General features: G+C 67.4%; 12 protein-coding genes. 2 read left to right on the top strand and 10 right to left on the bottom strand.

What is annotated here, in order from left to right; translation table 11 throughout:
• Positions 1–7 precede the first annotated feature (7 nt).
• On the bottom strand, positions 8–670 hold the full coding sequence (locus tag AC1Q5B_RS11625; RefSeq protein ID WP_492631817.1) for a DUF998 domain-containing protein: 663 nt from the start codon (positions 668–670) through the stop codon (positions 8–10).
• Positions 671–843: 173 nt separating this feature from the next.
• On the opposite strand from AC1Q5B_RS11625, the gene AC1Q5B_RS11620 reads away from it, so the two are divergent.
• Positions 844–1,932 (top strand): diguanylate cyclase, encoded by a 1,089-nt coding sequence (locus AC1Q5B_RS11620; protein WP_492631816.1) that lies wholly within the window; start codon positions 844–846, stop codon positions 1,930–1,932.
• Between the two features lie 9 nt (positions 1,933–1,941).
• Here the strand turns inward: AC1Q5B_RS11620 and AC1Q5B_RS11615 are convergent, their stop codons facing one another.
• The 5 genes from AC1Q5B_RS11615 to trxC all read right to left on the bottom strand — a co-directional run bounded on the left by AC1Q5B_RS11615 (position 1,942) and on the right by trxC (position 6,069).
• Positions 1,942–3,753, bottom strand: a complete 1,812-nt coding sequence (locus tag AC1Q5B_RS11615) for a tetratricopeptide repeat-containing diguanylate cyclase (RefSeq protein WP_492631815.1) — start codon at positions 3,751–3,753, stop codon at positions 1,942–1,944.
• Positions 3,754–3,804: 51 nt separating this feature from the next.
• Positions 3,805–4,080 (bottom strand): hypothetical protein, encoded by a 276-nt coding sequence (locus AC1Q5B_RS11610; RefSeq protein WP_492631814.1) that lies wholly within the window; start codon positions 4,078–4,080, stop codon positions 3,805–3,807.
• Positions 4,081–4,218: 138 nt separating this feature from the next.
• On the bottom strand, positions 4,219–5,022 hold the full coding sequence (locus tag AC1Q5B_RS11605) for an SAM-dependent methyltransferase (RefSeq protein ID WP_492631813.1): 804 nt from the start codon (positions 5,020–5,022) through the stop codon (positions 4,219–4,221).
• Complete coding sequence (locus AC1Q5B_RS11600; protein ID WP_492631812.1) at positions 5,019–5,567, bottom strand: GNAT family N-acetyltransferase; 549 nt, start codon at positions 5,565–5,567, stop codon at positions 5,019–5,021. Before AC1Q5B_RS11600 ends, AC1Q5B_RS11605 begins: the two co-directional genes overlap by 4 nt.
• 61 nt (positions 5,568–5,628) lie before the next feature.
• A complete protein-coding gene (gene trxC / locus AC1Q5B_RS11595; RefSeq protein ID WP_492631811.1) occupies positions 5,629–6,069 on the bottom strand; it encodes a thioredoxin TrxC in 441 nt (146 codons plus the stop codon).
• Positions 6,070–6,155: 86 nt separating this feature from the next.
• Here trxC and AC1Q5B_RS11590 point away from each other — a divergent pair, with 86 nt between their 5' ends.
• A complete protein-coding gene (locus tag AC1Q5B_RS11590; RefSeq protein WP_492631810.1) occupies positions 6,156–7,229 on the top strand; it encodes a tetratricopeptide repeat protein in 1,074 nt (357 codons plus the stop codon).
• Positions 7,230–7,238: 9 nt separating this feature from the next.
• Here AC1Q5B_RS11590 and thpR read toward each other — a convergent pair whose 3' ends face one another.
• The 4 genes from thpR to AC1Q5B_RS11570 all read right to left on the bottom strand — a co-directional run bounded on the left by thpR (position 7,239) and on the right by AC1Q5B_RS11570 (position 16,524).
• Entirely contained in the window at positions 7,239–7,823 is a 585-nt protein-coding gene (gene thpR / locus AC1Q5B_RS11585; protein WP_492631809.1) for an RNA 2',3'-cyclic phosphodiesterase, read from the bottom strand.
• A gap of 75 nt (positions 7,824–7,898) precedes the next feature.
• A complete protein-coding gene (locus AC1Q5B_RS11580; protein ID WP_492631808.1) occupies positions 7,899–8,084 on the bottom strand; it encodes a hypothetical protein in 186 nt (61 codons plus the stop codon).
• Positions 8,085–8,173: 89 nt separating this feature from the next.
• On the bottom strand, positions 8,174–10,300 hold the full coding sequence (locus AC1Q5B_RS11575) for a M13 family metallopeptidase (protein ID WP_492631807.1): 2,127 nt from the start codon (positions 10,298–10,300) through the stop codon (positions 8,174–8,176).
• A gap of 200 nt (positions 10,301–10,500) precedes the next feature.
• Positions 10,501–16,524 (bottom strand): autotransporter domain-containing protein, encoded by a 6,024-nt coding sequence (locus AC1Q5B_RS11570; protein WP_492631806.1) that lies wholly within the window; start codon positions 16,522–16,524, stop codon positions 10,501–10,503.
• Positions 16,525–16,749 lie beyond the last annotated feature (225 nt).

Here is a 16,749-nt window from a genome sequence, read left to right as displayed (position 1 = left end):
CGGCAGCTTAGCGCTGCGGCCCTGCCATCGCACCGGATGCGGCACGCCACAGCCACAGGCCGCCCAGCCACATGGCGACGACGATCAGCGCGATCAGCAGCTTCTGCACCCAGCCCTGCCCCGCCGGCGGCCACAGCGCATGCAGCCACAGCAGCGCATGGCAGGCCACCGCCCAGGTCGCGGCCAGCGGAAAGTGGCGTCGCCACGCATCGTCCAGACGGAAGCGCCACGCCTGCAGCAGCATCCCGGTGGTGACGCACAGGAACGCGGTGATCGCGCAGGTGTGATGGAACCAGGGATGGAAGTCCGGCGCCGACTGCGGCAGCCAGGAGTCGCCGATCGCCACGCCCGCCAGCGCGAGCGCACCGATGCAGAACAGCAGCAGCGGTGCCGCACTGCGCGCCTTCGCCGACAGCTGTGCATGCAGTCCGAGCGCCAGCGCTACGATGGTCGCGGCCAGCACGCAGTAGGTGGCCCGCAACAGCAGGCCCCACGGCCCCAGCAGGTATTGGCTCAACGTGGCCCGCTGCCAGTTCAGGTCGCCGCGCACCAGTTGCAACGATCCCGCGACCATCAGAAACCCTGCCGCCCCCAGCATCGCCGCCAGGGCGGCCAGGCGGATCGGGGTCCGAGGAGAACGGCCATCGGCAGCAGGTCGGGGATCGGACATCGGGAAGTCGCGGGCGGGAAGACGCCGGATTATCGTCCGGCCGCTAAAGAATCCGCGCTTGTTGCCGCTCTGCTGGCATGGCTCTGCAGCGTGCCCGCCATCACGCTTTGGCCTACACTCGGCCTCCCCCGCCCCCGGGGATGGCCGCCACGAGCAAGGGGACTCCAGCGCCGATGCCGTCCAACCTGCCGCCACCCGGTACCGATCCGGCGCGCCACACGCAACGCCTGCCGCGCCGGATCCACCGCCTGCGTACGCTCGGCATGGGCCTGGCAGCGTTGCCGACGGGCATGGTGTTGCTGGAAAACCAGGCCGGTGCGGGTGCGTGGGCCTTCCTCGTGTTCACCACCGTGGTGTGGCCGCAACTCGCGCTATGGCTGGCCCTGCGTCATCCGGTGCCATTCCGTGGCGAGATCCGCAACCTGCTGGTGGATTCGATCCTGGCCGGCATGTGGGTCCCGGTGATGGCGTTCAACCTGCTGCCCAGCGTTCTGCTGGTCACCCTCACCACCGTGGACAAGATCAGCACCGGCATCGATCGGCTCTGGTACTGGTCGCTGCCGCTGATGGCGGCGGGCGCCGTGGTGGTCGGCACCGCCACCGGCTTCGAGATGCAGCCGATCACCAGCATGGCGGTGATGGTCGCGTGCCTGCCGATGCTGATGATCCATTCGATCGCCGTCAGCCAGGCCAGCTACCGCCTGGTACGCAAGGTGAAGCGGCAGAACCGCCAGCTGGACGAACTGAGCCGGCGCGACGCGCTGACCGCACTGGACAGTCGCCGTCATTGGCAGGAGCAGGCGTCGTTGCTGCTGGACCAGTGCGCGGCGACCGGCGAACCGGCCACGCTGCTAATGATCGACATCGACCATTTCAAGGCGATCAACGACCGCCATGGCCATGCCGCGGGCGACGACGTGCTGCGGGCGACGGCAGACGTGATCCGCCGCAGCATCCGCAGCCAGGATGCCGCAGGACGACTGGGCGGCGACGAGTTCGCGGTATTGCTGCGCGGTACCGATGTGGATGCGGCCGGTATCGTGGCGCAGCGGATCCGCGAAGGTGTGCAGGCGCTTCAACTGGAGAGCGCACCCGGGCTGCGCCCCACCGTCAGCCTGGGATTGGCGAAGGCGACCGGCGTGGCCAGCGGTCTGCGGACATGGCTGGAAGCCGCGGATCGGGCGCTTTACCAGGCCAAGAGCCGCGGCCGCAACCAGTTGGCGGTCGACGAGGGCCTGCGGCCGCTGGTCGATACGCCCTGATCCCGGGACTCAGGCGCCGAGGTGTTCGGCCCGGTCGCGGTGCGGCATCTCCAGCACGTTGCTGGCTGCGCGGACGTTTTCGTGCTCGCCGTCGTGCACGCAGACGCGGTTGCGGCCGGCGTGCTTGGCGCGGTACAGCTGCTTGTCGGCGTGCGAAAGCAGCTTGGCGAGGCTGTAGCCAGACTGCTGGCTCGAGGTCACGCCGAAGCTTCCGGTGATGGCGAACACGTGGCCGGTGTCGCGCGTCTCGATCTGCGCCAGGCGCACGCGGCAGTCTTCGGCCACGCGGGACGCCGCGCGCAGGTCGCAGCCGTACATGAGGATGGCGAACTCTTCGCCACCGAGGCGACCCAGCACATCGATGCGGCGGCAGAAGCCCCTGCTGGCCTCGGCCACTTCCTTCAGCGCCCAATCGCCGGTGCCATGGCCGAAGCGGTCGTTGATGTTCTTGAAGTGGTCCAGGTCGAACATGATCAGCGAGGCCTGCTCGCCATTGCGCGCGCACTCTGCCAGCGCGCGCTCGGCGCGGATGGTGAAGTGGTGGCGGTTGCAGATGCCGGTCAACGCGTCGGTCTCGGCCATCTTCTTCAGCGACAACTGCACGCGCTTGATCTTGAACGCCCAGTAGCCGATGGAGGCGATCAGCAGCACCAGCAGGATGACGATCAGCCGGGTGTTCTGGGCGGCCTGCTGGTCGACTTTACGCTGTAGTTGAAGGACCTGGTTTTCCTGATCCAGCAGACTGATCTGCTGGGTCTTCTGGAGGATCTGCTGCCGTACGATCTGGTAAGCGAGCTGACGAGTTTTTACATCGTTGAGATACGCCTTGTCGGCGTCGGCGTACTGCCGGTAACGGACCAATGCTTCCGCCGAATCGCCTTGCATCTGCGCGATCTCATACAACGTTCTGTAAGCCACGACCAACGGCAATGAGGTCATGCCTGCACCGCGCTCGACGGCTTCGTTGGCGTGCATCTTTGCCGTGCGCATGTCGCTCAATTTCAGGTACATGCTCGCCAACATCGCGTGATACTCGCTGATGACGAGGGGATATCCGGTCGCCGTAACGGTAGGCAGATACCGTTCAAGGAGTTCGATGGCCTGATCGACCTTGCCGTCCTCAACCCATTTGCGAGCGAGGTAGGTGCGGGTCAGGCCGCCCAGAATGGGTTCTTTCTGTTCCTCGCAGACCTTGATATTGCGGAACACCATCTCTTCCGACGGCGCCTGTTTCAGCCCCAACGCCGCTTCGGCCACCAGGTTGCCGGCGGCGCACTGATTGCGGCCATTGGGCGCATCCGCCAATACCTGCTTGGCGTACTGGTCTCCGAGCGTGTACTCGCCTACTTGGTTATAGAGCAGTCCGGCGACCAGAAGCCCACGATGCCGCACATCCTTTTTCTCCACTTTGGCGGCGAGAGGCAGGATGTCATTGAGCGTAGTCAGCCCCTCCTCGAACTTCCGGGTGAGTGCATACGTGTTGACGAGCAAGGACCCTGTCCAGAACAGCATCTCCGGATCCTGGGTCTCCTGCTGGATCTGGCGGAGCTCCCTGATCGCCTGCTCAGACTTTCCCTTCATGAGGAAGCCGTGCGCTCTGAGCAGGCGCAGTTTGAGTCGTTGCTCAGGAGAGGCTTCCTCCACGCGCTTCTCGAGCCGATCCAGCACTTCATAGAACTTGGCGGGCTGCGACGTCTTGATCGCCTCCGCCTGTTCGATCATCACATCGATCCCCGGAATTTCCTGGGCATGCGCGGGCACGACGAAAGCGCATGCCAGCGACAAGACCAGCCACAGGGCACGTCCATTTCCGAGGCTCATTCCTTTATCTCCCGATCAATCGACACAACCGGAGCACAACAACCCCGGAGGTTACTCCTTTTCGTCCTGCTGCTCGTCCCCATCCGTCTGCTCATCGGACTGCTCCCTGGACTGGTCCTCCTTGCCCTCGTCCGGGGCCAGGATCATGCAGAACATGGTTGGACGGGCATCCAGCAGGTGAGCGAGCGATGCGACGTCACGATCGAGTAGCGCCGCTTTCTGCGCAGGCTCGATTTCCAGAGCGGCTACCCTGGCGGCATAGTCCGCTGCGGCCTGAAACGACGCAGACGCTCCAATGGACTCCAAAAAACGGATTGCATTCGACACGCAGATTCCCCAGATCTAATGATGATTGCCGCTTCTTTGCCCTCCCCACAGCACCCTTCGGGCATAAAGGGACGGCCCCCAAGCATGACAATACTCACTTTTCCCCGAGCTTGCCACGGCTGCCCGCGGCTATTCAGCTTAGCTCTCAAGCAAGCTCAATCGCGCCAGCAAGTGCTCGTTTCGCTTCAGGGGCGCGGAGGGCGGGATCACCAGCGTGGCGGCCGCCGAGAGGTCTGCCGCCGGGAGGCCATGGAGAGGCATCCGCTGGATGCGTGGAGACGCAATGGGAAGGGTCGCGGCCTCATAGACGATCACTTCATGCTGGGCCGGATAGTCCGCAGACAACAGATCCACGAGCAGTTGTCGAGTCTGGGCATCGGTGGTGAGACGACCGGTCGATCGGTCGCCTGCCACGCCTATCTGCCACAGGATCAGGTAAGCGGAAGGATCCACCCGTCGCTCGTAGAACATGAACTGGCTAGCCTCGAAGTGCTGGCAACCCACCGCACCGGGGTCGATTCCCAGGTCAGCATAAAGGCAATCCTCGGCCGACACGGCCGCCTCCATCGAGGCCTCATAGCCCTCCTCGCGTGCCTGCGCCACCGCCCTGTGCGGTACCTGCGCGAATACGCCCGGATGGCCGTAAAAGGCACCGCATACGCGACGTCCCTGCCGGACCTCGCCCATCATCGCATTGACCATCTCCCGATATGTCTCGCGGCGGGGTTTGCCCTCTCGATAAAGCGGCTGGAGGCTTCTGACATCCGAGTTCATGCCCTGCACCCACAGCTCGACGATCGGGTCGGACATGGCGCTGAAGACGACGTCCGCCTGTTCTATGTGGCTGCGTGCGCGGGGCGCCAGGTGCGCACCGAGCGTCATGCCTACACCCACGCAGACCAGCGATCCGCGTCCCGACTCCTTTTTACGCTGTTCCTTCATTTCGCAACTCCTGATGCTGCAGTCTTGCGCCGCATCCACTCGTATCGCGCCAACTCCCAGCCCCGGAACCCTTCTCCCCCGGGCACACGCAGCATCTCGTGGAATCCGAGTTTCCGCATCACGCCCGCACGGGCTTCATTGGCTCGAACGTGCCGACTGAACGTGCGTGACCATATCGCCTGCTCGAACACATGGCCGGAAAGGAATCCGATGGTTTCCTGCGCCACCTTCCTGCTCTGCCAAGGCATCAGGATCATGACTCCGATCTCAGCCGCATCCGGATGTGGCGTTAGTGCGAGAAGCCCGACGGTTTCCGCGTCCTCCACGGCGTGTTCGATCACCCAGCAGCACGCTCTCCGGAGATCACCATGCTGGTTGGATCGCAGAAAGGCGTGGCACGCACGTCGAGCGTCCGATATCGACACCGGGTCACCCACGTAACGCATCAACGTCTGGTCCGTGTAGATGGCAATGTAGAGTGCTTCGTCCTGCGCGGCCAATGGCCGCAGACGGAAGCGCTCAGTTTCCAGCGTGGGCAGCGTCATGCGATCGCTACCCCATACATCATGTTTGCTTGGTCAACGGCGGCGCACAGCTCCACGCCCGTCATCCGCCTCGTCCCCTCGCCCACCGCACGATCCCCTCCGCCTGCATCGCCCCGCTCTGCCGCGCGATTTCGCGGCCGCCCTGCAGCAGCACCATCGTCGGGATGCTGCGGATGCCGAAGCGGTTGCCCAGCCCGGGGCTGGCGTCGGTGTCGACCTTGGCCAGTCGCATCGCCGGTTCCAGCAGGCTGGCCGCGCGTTCGAAGTGCGGCGCCATCTGCAGGCACGGCCCGCACCACGGGGCCCAGAAATCGACCAGCAGCGGCAAGGTGCCGCGCAGCGCATGGCGGTCGAAATCCGCCTCGCCCAGCGCCAACGGCGTCCCGGTGAACAAGGCCAAGTGGCATCGGCCGCACTGCGGGACCCCGGCCAGCCGCTCCGCCGGCACCCGGTTCATCGCGGCGCAGTGGGGACAGGCAATCAGGTGGGCGATGGGGTCCATGCGCACATCCTAACGCCCGCAATGCGTCCATGCTGCATCGCCACAGCGCATAGACTGCGGGCATCGCCGCTGCGGGACGCTCGCCCATGATCGCCACCCTGATGGCCGCCACGCTGGCCCTGGCCGGCCTGGCACCTGCCCCCGTTGCCGTCGCCGAGCCACCCTCGCCGGTCGAGGTGATGGCCCTGCCCGAGCCCCTGCGCCAGGAATTCCATGCCAAGGTGCTGTCCACCCCGCGCGGGTCGGAACAACGCCTGCGTCGGATGGTCGAGTTCCTGTTCTCGCCCGACGACCTCGGCATGAGCTACGACATCGGCGCCAACCACACCGTCGCCGAAGCCTATGCCACCCGGCAGGCCAATTGCCTCAGCTTCACCCTGCTGGCCATCGCCCTGGCGCGCGAAGCCGGCCTGCAGGCCTACGGCCAGCAGATCGACGAGACCCTTGCCTGGCGCCAGGAACAGGACACCCTCTACCGCACCCACCACGTCAACGCCGGCGTGCGCATCCAGGATCGCCAGCTGACCGTGGACGTCGCCTGGGACCAGGTGATCGCGCGCAAGCCGCCGCGCCAGATCAGCGACGCGCGCCTGCTGGTCCATTACTACAACAACCGCGCCGCCGACCTGCTGGAAGCCGGCCGGCTCGACGACGCCCTGCGATACGCCGGCGTGGCGAAGACGCTCGACCCCGAATACGCGGTGACCTGGAGCAACACCGGCGTCCTGCACCTGCGCAGCGGCGACCCGGTGCAGGCCGAACAGCACTACCTGCACGCGCTGCGCTTGAATCCGCAGGACCCGGGCGCCCTGTCCAACCTGTCGGCGCACTACCAGCGCACCGGCAATACCGCAGCGGCGGCGCGGCTGCAGGCACGCCTGCGGCGCGTGCAGGCGCTGGACCCCTTCCACCACTTCCTGCAGGGCGTCAGGCACGAGCGCGAAGGCGACTTCGACCTCGCCGTGCGCGATTACCGCCAGGCGATCAAGCTGTTCCCGGACGAACACCGCTTCCACTTCGGACTGGCGCGCGTGTACTTCCAGAGGGGCGACAACCGCCGCGCAGGCAAGGCGCTGGCGCGCGCCGAACGCCTCAGCGAAGGCGACAACCGGCAGCTCTACCACGCCAAGCTGGACGCATTGCGCCGGCTGGCGCACTGACGCCGTGCATTACCCCAGCGGCCATTCGCCCAGCATGCCGTAGTCGGCTTCGCCCTCGATACTCTGCAGCAGGTGCACGGCCTGCGGGTGCAGGACCACGGGGGGCACATCCACCGGCGCGGTGCGCGGCGGGACATAGGCCAGGGTCAGATGCGGCACGAAACTGCGCCCCACGTGCTGCTTGAAGCCGGCGCGGAGCAGGCGCTGCTGCAGGCTGCGCCAGAACGCCACCACCGCCGGCGACGGATGCAGCGCCGCCAGCGTCAGCGCCGGATGCTTCGGGTTGCCCAGGCACAGCAGGTGGTCGAGCGTGATGCCGACCGGCTCCGGCTGCCAGTCCTGCATGGCGTCGTGCGCGGTACGGATCATGTCCTCGCGCGGTCCGTCGCTCTCGCCGAGAAAATGCAGGGTCAGGTGATAGCGCTCCGGATGCACCCAGCGCGCCTGCGGAAAAGCCGCCTTCAGGTCCTCGGCGCGATGGCGCAGCCCCTCGCGCTCGCCCGCCGAAGGCACCAGCGCGAAAAACAGCCGGTGCAACCTGCCCGGCTGCGGGCCGCCGAACAGATCGCCTTGGGAATGGATCGCGGAAGACACCAGAAACGCGACGTGAAGCGGGGAGTGCCCCCATGATGGGTGCGCCGGGCCGCAGATTGCAACCGCGTGCATCACTCAGGGGCGATGCCATCCTCGTCGGACCATGCAGGTTTCCAGCAGCGTCGACCGCTCGGCGCCTGCACTTTTCGCCGCCTCGGCCTCGCACGCGCGCAAGGCGCCGTCGAACGGCTCGGCGCCTGCCCCTGTCCAGCCCGGGTCGCCGGGCGTGCTGGCGCACCCCGCCGCCAGCACCATGATCATGGCCACGATCGCAGGCCGCATCGCCTGCCTACCCCGCCTGGACGTCGATGCCCGGCGCCACGTCCCTGCGACCCCGGGCACGTGTTGCATCACCAGATCCGCACGCGGTCCTGCGGGGCGATGTACAGCGGGTCGCCCTGCTTGATGCCGAAGGCGTCGTACCACGCGTCGATGTTGCGCAGTGGCGCGAATGCACGGATGTGGCCGGGCGAATGCGTGCCGTTGACGAGCTGCTGGCGCAAGGCATCGTCGCGCCACAGCGTGCGCCAGATCTGGCCCCACCCAATGAAGAAACGCTGGTCGCCGGTGAAGCCGTCGATCACCGGCGCGGGCTTGCCGTCCAGCGAACGGTGGTAGGCCTCCAGCGCGATCGTCAGGCCGCCGAGGTCGCCGATGTTCTCGCCCATCGCCACGCGACCGTTGATGTGCATGCCGGGCAGTTGCGGGAATGCGTAGGCCTCGTACTGCGCGCCGAGCTTGGCGGCCTGCACCTCGAACTTGGCCGCGTCTTCGGCCGTCCACCAGTCGCGCAGCAGGCCCCTGCCGTCGGACTTGCGGCCCTGGTCGTCGAAGCCATGGATGATCTCGTGGCCGATCACGCCGCCGATGCCGCCGTAGTTCACCGCGGGATCGGCATCGGGATCGAAGAACGGCGGCTGCAGGATCGCGGCCGGGAACACGATCTCGTTCTTCACCGAGTTGTAGTAGGCGTTGACGGTCTGCGGGGTCATGCCCCACTCGCCCTTGTCCACCGGCTGGCCGATACGCTTGCGGCGGTAATCCCACTCGAACTGGCCGGCACGCTGCGCGTTGCCGAACAGGTCGCCGTTCTTCACCACCAGCGCGCTGTAGTCGCGGTACTTGTCGGGGTGGCCGATCTTCAACCCGAAGCCGGCGAGCTTGGCGTGCGCCTCGGCCTTGGTGGCCGGACTCATCCACGCCAGCGTGTCCAGGCGCGCGCCCATCGCGGCCTTCACGTTGGCGACCAGCGCATCCATCTTGGCCTTCGATTCCGGTGGGAAGTACAGCGCCACGTAGTCGCGGCCGATCGCCTCGCCCATCGCCGATTCGGCGAACGACACACCGCGCTTCCAGCGCTCGCGCTGCTGCGGCTGGCCCGACAGGAACTTGTCGCGGAATTCGTACTGCGCCACCGAGAAGTCCTTCGACAGCAGCGGCGCGGCGTTGTCGGCGGCGTGGAAGGCCTGCCATGCCTGCAGCGTGGCGAGGTCGGCATCGGCGAAGATCGCGGCGATCTTCGGAATGGCGCTGTCCTGGCGGATCACCGCTCGGCCTGCGCCGTCGACACCCGCCGCGGCGAAGAACGGCGCCCACGGAAAGCCCGGCGCGTTCGTGGCGAACTCCGCCATCGCCCGCGGGTTGTAGGTCTTGTCGCGGTTGCGGCTTTCGGCGCGCGTCCAGTGCGCGTCGGCGATGCGGGTCTCCAGCGCGAGGATCGCCTTGGCGTTCTCCTGCGGCTTGTCCCACCCGGCCATCTGCAGCAACTGCGCGATGTAAGCCTCGTAGCGCTCGCGCTGGGGCTTGAAGGTGTCGCGCAGGTACATCTCGCGGTCACCCAGGCCCAGACCGCCCTGGCTCAGGTACAGCGTGTAGCGATCCGGATCCTTCTGGTCGTCGCTGACGCTCAGGTTGAAGAAGCTGTCGTAGAAGCCGCCCCGCTGGCCCATCAGCCTGGCCAGCGCTTCCTTGTCCTTCGCAGCGCGGATACCGGCCAGCACCGGCTGCAAGGGTTTCGCACCAAGGGCGTCTACGGTCTTCTCGTCCATGAAACCCCGGTACAGCGCCGCGATCTTGGCGGCATCGCCGCCGGTCGCCGGATCGCCCAGCGCATAGCCTTCCACCAGCACGCGCAGGCGCGCCTCGGACAGGTCGCGCAGGATGGCGAAACCGCCATAACTGGAGCGGTCGGCCGGAATCTGCGTGGTGTCGGCCCAGGTGCCGCTCACGTAGCGGAAGAAGTCGGTCCCGGGCTTGGCGTTGCGGTCCATGCCGGCGGTATCCAGGCCCCAGCTGCCGAAGCGCTGGGCGGCGATCGTCGATCCGCCCGCAGTCGCGCCGCCGGCATCGGTATCGGCGAACAGCGACTGCAGCGTGCAGCCGTCATCCAGGCAAACGTGGTCTTCGTGGGCCGCCAGCGGAGCGGCGGTGGCGAGGGCCAGCAGAGTGGCGGCGGACAGCAGGGTCTTCTTCAACATTCATCTCCGGAAGCAGGACAGGCGCGCGTCGCGCGCGGGCGTGCCTGTGAGGGTATCGATGCCACACCGCGCATGACCGTGCCAAAGGTGCTGGGCCGAAGGTCGAACGCCCCGAGGCCGTGATCCGGGTCGCAAAAAAGCCCGGCGATCGCCGGGCTTCGGTGGCACTGCGAGCCGTCGACGACCCGCCGATCGCAGGCTCAGCGGGGAGCCTGCGCCGCGTCCGCGCAGCGCCTGCCGCGGCAACGCGCTGCATCGTCGGACAGACCACTGTCGGCGGAAGGCGTGCCGCCACTCGACGGTTGGCCGTACGACAGGCGCAGGCCGAGGCGGCTGCCCTGCGTGCTGTTGCTGGCCTGCTCGTGACCGAACAGCAGCGACAGCAGCCAGCCCGGGCGCAGCTTGACGTCGAGGCCCGCCGACAGGGACAGCGCGTTGTCGTTGTAGCTCTGCATGCCCAGTCGGTAGTCGGTCGGATGCGGCCACACCACGTAGTTCATCGCGGCTTCGCCCTTGTCCTCCAACGCCTGGCGGTATTCCAGCGTCCAGAACGGACGGAAGCGGCCGGCGTCGCCACCGAACTGGTAGCTGCCCTCCACGCCGACGGCCACCGCACTGTTCTCGACCACCTGGCGACGATAGGCCAGGTCGTAGATGTCCAGCCCGACCTCGCGATAGGCCTCCAGCGTGGTCCGGCTCGCGTCGACGCGCCCATACCCCGTCAGCGCCATCCGCTCGCCGCGGTGTTCGTAGCCCAGCCCCAGCGAACCGAACCACTGATCGCCGTCGCGCGCCGCCGTACCCGTCGCCCCGGCATCCTCGCTCCAGCGACGGATGTCGAAGTCGAGCCGACCGGTGGCCAGCATGCCGTCGACGAACAGGTGATCGCCGTTGCGCCACAGGCCATACACCGCCAGTGAGCGCTGGTCCGCCTTCAGGCGCGAGGTGGACCCGTTGAGGTCGCTGTCGTTGCGCGCCAGGCTGCCCGCCACGCCGACCAGCAGGTTCTCGCCGATCGCACGATCGGCACCCAGCGTGAGGCCGTCGGTCTGGAAGTCGTAGCCCGCCGCACGACCGCTCTTGCCGAACGTCGCGGTACCGGACGCCCAGGCGCCCCACCCCGGCGGCAGCGCCGGCATCGCGCGGCCCGCTGCGGACCCCACGGGCACCGACACGCCTTGGCGGTCGTCGCTGCCCGCATAGTTCAGGGTCAGGGTATTGCTCGACGCATTCGCGCCACTGCGCACCTGGCGCAGGCGGTCGCGGATATTGGACTGCTGTGCGCTGGCGAAGCGGACGCTGGCATCCACCTGCGCCTGCAGCAGGCCGACGACGCCGGCGTCGCGGGTCGGATCGGGACGCACGTCCACCCGCAGGCGCATCTCCACGCGCGCGGCGGCGTAGTTGCCCGAGGCCGCCTGCGTCGCGGTGATGACGGTCTCGCCTCCTGCATGCAGGGTCACCGTGCGGCCGCTGATGCTGGCCACGTCGGGATCGCTGCTGGTGAAGGTGAAGGCTCCGGCACTGGGACTCTGCGGATTCGCCAGCTCGAACGCGGGCTCGCCGTAGACCTTGCGCAGCGTTTCAGGCCACACCAGCGTCGGTACGGCGGCGGCGATATCGACCTCCAGGCTGACCTGTGGAGCGGCTTGGTGGTTCATGTCGCCGGCCTGGTCCGCGGTCAGCGCGCAGCGGCCCGCCGACAGCATGGTGACCGTCGCGCCGTTCACCTGGCACACCTGCGGCGTCGTGCTGGCGAACGCGACCGGGTTGCCGGACGCGCCGCCCGTCGCCACCAGGGCGAACGTGCCGTTCGGCGCGAATACCGGCGCCGCGGGATTGGCGGAGAAGCCGGTAATGGCCTGGGCCGCCTGCGCCACGGTCAGTTCGTACGCCTGCGTACCGCTGAATCCATTCGCATCGCGCACTTCGATCGTGAACGCGAAGCTGCCCGCCTGCGACGGTGTTCCCGACAGCACGCCGGCGCTGCTCAACGACACGCCTTGCGGCAGGCTGCCCGCCGTCACGGTGTAGGCATACGGCGCGGTGCCGCCGGTAACGCTCAGCGTCTGGTTGAACGCACCGGCGTGCGTGGCCTGCGGCAAGGCGGGCAGCGCGAACACGATCTGCGGCGCCGCGACCAGCAGCGTGTACTGGCGTTGTGCCGTGAACGGTCCCACGCCGGTGCTGCTGTCGGTGACCTCGACCGTCAGCGTGAAACTGCCGGCTTCCGTCGGCGCACCGGTGATGCGACCGTCGGTCCCCAGCACCAGCCCGGCCGGCAATGCGCCACCCAGCAACTGGAACGTGTACGGCGCTGCGCCGCCGCTGGCCGCGAAGGCGTGCACGTACGTGCTGCCACCGGTGCCGTTGGACGGATTGGCGGCCTCCAGCGCAACCGTGGGCGCAGTGACGGTGATCGTCACCATGGCCGCCGCGGTGGTCTGGTACGCATCGCTGGCCGTGTAGGTGAAGCTGTCCGGACCCGCGTAACCGGGGGTCGGCTGGTAGCTGATCGTCGTGCCGCTCACCGTCGCCACGCCGTGCGAAGGCGCCGTGCCTACCGCGACTGAGGTCGCCGTGCCGGTGATCGACAAGGTCACCGGCGTCGCCGGCGCGCCGTAGGGCAAGGACACGCTCACCGGAGCCGCCGTCAGCGCCGGCACGGGCGTGATGGCGTTCGAGGCGGCCGATGCCACGCCCGTTCCCACGCCGTTGGCCGCCTGCACGGTGAAGGTATAACTCGAACCCGTGCCCAGACCGGAAAAACGGATCGGACTCCCTGCACCCGTGGTGGTTGCGCCACCCGGGTTCGCGGTCACCGTGTAGCCGGTGATCGGGGTGCCGCCGTTGCTGGCGGGCGCCGTGAAGGAAACATCCACCTCGCCCGGCCCCGCCAGCGTAGCCGTGCCGATCGTCGGCGCGCCCGGCAGCACCGCGTTGACCGTGAACGAACGGGTCACCTGCGTCGCGGCCAGGTAGCTGCCGTTGCCCGGCTGGTCCGCATTGATCGTGCAGGTCCCCGCCGTGGTGAAGGTCACCGCGCCCCCGGACGTGATCGTGCAGACGCCGGTCGTGGACGAGGTGAACGTCGGCACCAGGCCGGCATCGGAGGTCGCGCTGAAGGTCGGCGTGGTGCCGAAGTTCTGCGGACCGGGATTGACGAAGGTGATGGTCTGCGCCGCCTTCGGCGTGATGCTGTTGGACGCCGACGACGCCGGACCGGTGCCGGCGGCGTTGTCCGCCGTCACCGTGAACGTGTACGACTGCCCGTTGGTCAGGCCGCTCACCACGATCGGCGAAGACGCCCCGCTGACGGGCGCGACATCCGCGGGACTGACGGTCACCGTGTAGCCTGTGATCGATGCGCCACCGTTGCTGGACGGCGCCACGAACGCGACGCTCGCCTGTGTGTCGCCCGCGGTCGCGGTGCCGATGGTCGGGGCGTCCGGCACCACCGGAACGACGATGAAGGAGCGACTCACCTGCGGGGCCGGCAGGAAACTGCTGTCGCCGGCCTGGTCCGCGTTGATCGTGCAGGTGCCGCCGGCGACGAACGTCAGGATGCCGCCGGAGGTGACGGTGCAGACGCCGGTGGTCGATGAGGTGAACGTGACTGCCAGTCCCGATGTCGACGAGGCGCCACCGCCGAGGACCGACAGGTTCGGCGCGGTGCCGTAGCTCTGCGACCCCGGATTGGCGAACGTGATGGTCTGCGGCGACGCGGGCGTGATGCTGTTCGACACCGACGACGACGCACCCGTACCGGCCGAGTTGGTGGCCGTCACCGTGAAGGTGTACGCCACGCCATTGGTCAGTCCGGTCACCGTGATCGGCGAACCGGCCCCGATGGCGGTGAAGCCGCCCGGATTGGATGTCACGGTGTAGTCGGTGATCACAGCGCCGCCGTTCGAAGCCGGCATCGAGAAGGCGACGTCCGCTTGCGCGTCGCCCGCCGTCGCCGTGCCGATGATCGGTGCACCGGGGGCGATCGCGTTGACGGTAAAGGTACGGCTGACCTGGATGGCGGCATTCCACGCGCCGTTGCCGGCCTGGTCCGCGTTGATGGTGCAGCTACCGGCGGTGACGAACGTCAGCATGCCCCCCGACGTGATCGTGCAGACGCCGGTGGTGGAGGAACTGAAGCTTACCGTCAGGGTGGACGTGGCGGTCGCCGACAGCGTCGGCGAACTGCCGTAGCTTTGCGCCCCCGGGCTGGCGAAGGTGATGGTCTGGTCGCCCTTGGGCGTGGCGCTGCCGCTGGCGCCGGACGCCGTGCTCGTACCCACCGCGTTCGTGGCGGTCACAGTGAACGTGTACGGCGTGCCGTTGGTCAGCCCCGTGACCGTGATCGGCGACGTGGTGAAGCCGGCGCCGCCGGCGGTAATGCCGCTGGGGTTGGAGGTCACGGTGTAGCCGGTGATGGCCGAACCGCCATTGCTCGAGGGCGCGGTGAACGACACCGACACCTGGCCGTCGCCGGGCGTCGCCGCGCCGATGGTCGGTGCCCCCGGCGCGCTGAGGATGTTGACGGTGTGGGTGCTGCCGCTGCTGTAGGCGGCGATACCGTTGCCGGCGGCGTCCACGATGTTGGTGGCGCCGTTGAGATTGACCTTCAGCGTGCCGGTGCCACCGATGCCCGCGATATTCACGTTCACCGCGGAGCCGGAACTGGCGGACACGCTGGCGATACTGCCGCTGGCGCTGCCCGTCCCGACCAGTGTGAAGTCGTCGGTGGAGACATTCGCCACCGACTCGGTGAAGTTCACCGTGAATGCCATCGAGGTGTCGCCCGAGGCAGGCGAACCACTGACGACGATGCTGCTGACGCTGGGCGCCACGCCATCGATCACCAAGGCCTTGTTGGCGCCCAACGAGCCCGCTGCGCCCGGCGCCGGAAGCGTCAGGGTGGCATTGTTGCCCGAGGCATCGCGGATGGCGCCCCCGTTGAGTGCGAGCGCACCGGTGGAGGCATAGTCCAGATCGGCGCTCTGGTCTCCCGCCTGCACCGTGTAACTGAACGTCAGCGTGCTGGTGCCGCTTCCGCTGCTGTAATTGACAGTCCGGTCGGTAGCCCCCGTCTCCACCGTCAGCTGCGGCGTCCCGGTTACCGTCACCGTCTCGCTGAAGTTGACCTGGAGGCTGATCACGTCACCCAGCTTGTAAGTACCGTTCGCCGTCGACGACGTCACGTTGCTGACCGTGGGCACGATGCCGTCGATCACGAGATTCTTGTTGGCACCCAGGGAATTAGCCGCACCCGGCGCCGGCAGCGTCAGGGTCGCGTTGTTGCTGGCGGCGTCGCGGATCGAGCCGCCATTGAGCGTCAGTGCGTTCGTCGAGACGTAGTCGAGATCGGCCGCGGTGTCGCCGGCCTGCACGGTGTAGGTGAAGGTCAGCGTGCTGCTGCCGCTGCCACTGGCGTAGTTGACGATGCGGTCGATGACGCCAGTTTCCAGTGTCAGCTGCGGCGTGCCGGTGACGGTGACGTTCTCGCTGAAACCCACCTGGATGCTGATGACGTCGCCGACCTTGTACGTGCCATTCGCCGTGCTCGAATTGACGCCCGTGACGGTCGGCGGCGTGGTGTCCGGCGGAATCGCAGGATCGATGACGATGTTGTTCATCGAATGCCAGGTACCCACCCCGTTATGCATGCCATCGGCTGACACGTACATCCGGACATCGTCGACGTACTGGAAGTCGTTGCCCAACGACACGGTCATCGGCATCCCGCTGGGCGCATACCCCTGGAACGTCATCGAAGCGACCAGCACACCGTCGCGATAGCCCGCCACCGTGTTCGTCAGGTTCTGCGTCTCGCCCCAGTTGTAGTAGCGGAAGGACGTCAGCTTGAACTCGGCGCCGGTGGCGGAACGGATGGCCATGCCTTTCGCGAAGCCATTGGCGCCGTCGTCGTAGGTAAGGCCCGAGTAGGTAGGGTCGGCACTGAATATCCAGTCGTTGTCGCGCCAATGGATCGCACCCAGGCTCGACCCGGCGGTGTCGTTGATGTTGTAGACCTGGATATCGAGGCCGGCGATGTCGCCGCTGCCCCCATCGCCGTCCGAAGCGATACCGTCCCCCAACCCGACGTTGCTGGTGAACGTCAGCGTCGCGGCACCCGCGTTGGTCACGGCGGCGGCCGTACCTGCCAGAAGAATGACGCCAAACAACCGGCGCAGCAGACGGACACGGCGCGAAGCGCCGGTGAGCATGGACATGTAGCCCCCTGGCAAACGTGAAAGTGTGTCGCATGACGGCACTCCACGCAGGCTGCCGTTCCCTGGCCACGCATGTCAGCCCCGCCTCGCGGCGTGACGTCCCCGACATGCATGATCGAGCACTATTGCGGGTCGCATCGGCGTCCCGTGCTGGTGCGACATGGTAACGAACGAACGCTACCTCCTCCAGCACGCATCTTCCGCGCCCGCATGCCAGCCGATGCA

It is taken from the genome of Pseudoxanthomonas sp. GW835-FHT14C01, assembly GCF_058793715.1.
Note: the sequence above shows the minus strand (reverse complement) of the source record. Positions and strands in the feature narration are given on the sequence as shown.

Coding starts and splice junctions, on each gene's coding strand:
- AC1Q5B_RS11625 (WP_492631817.1), bottom strand. CDS start 670: ATGTCCGATCCCCGACCTGCTGCCGATGGCCGTTCTCCTCGGACCCCG.
- AC1Q5B_RS11620 (WP_492631816.1), top strand. CDS start 844: ATGCCGTCCAACCTGCCGCCACCCGGTACCGATCCGGCGCGCCACACG.
- AC1Q5B_RS11615 (WP_492631815.1), bottom strand. CDS start 3,753: ATGAGCCTCGGAAATGGACGTGCCCTGTGGCTGGTCTTGTCGCTGGCA.
- AC1Q5B_RS11605 (WP_492631813.1), bottom strand. CDS start 5,022: ATGAAGGAACAGCGTAAAAAGGAGTCGGGACGCGGATCGCTGGTCTGC.
- AC1Q5B_RS11600 (WP_492631812.1), bottom strand. CDS start 5,567: ATGACGCTGCCCACGCTGGAAACTGAGCGCTTCCGTCTGCGGCCATTG.
- trxC (WP_492631811.1), bottom strand. CDS start 6,069: ATGGACCCCATCGCCCACCTGATTGCCTGTCCCCACTGCGCCGCGATG.
- AC1Q5B_RS11590 (WP_492631810.1), top strand. CDS start 6,156: ATGATCGCCACCCTGATGGCCGCCACGCTGGCCCTGGCCGGCCTGGCA.
- AC1Q5B_RS11580 (WP_492631808.1), bottom strand. CDS start 8,084: ATGATCATGGTGCTGGCGGCGGGGTGCGCCAGCACGCCCGGCGACCCG.
- AC1Q5B_RS11575 (WP_492631807.1), bottom strand. CDS start 10,300: ATGTTGAAGAAGACCCTGCTGTCCGCCGCCACTCTGCTGGCCCTCGCC.
- AC1Q5B_RS11570 (WP_492631806.1), bottom strand. CDS start 16,524: ATGTCCATGCTCACCGGCGCTTCGCGCCGTGTCCGTCTGCTGCGCCGG.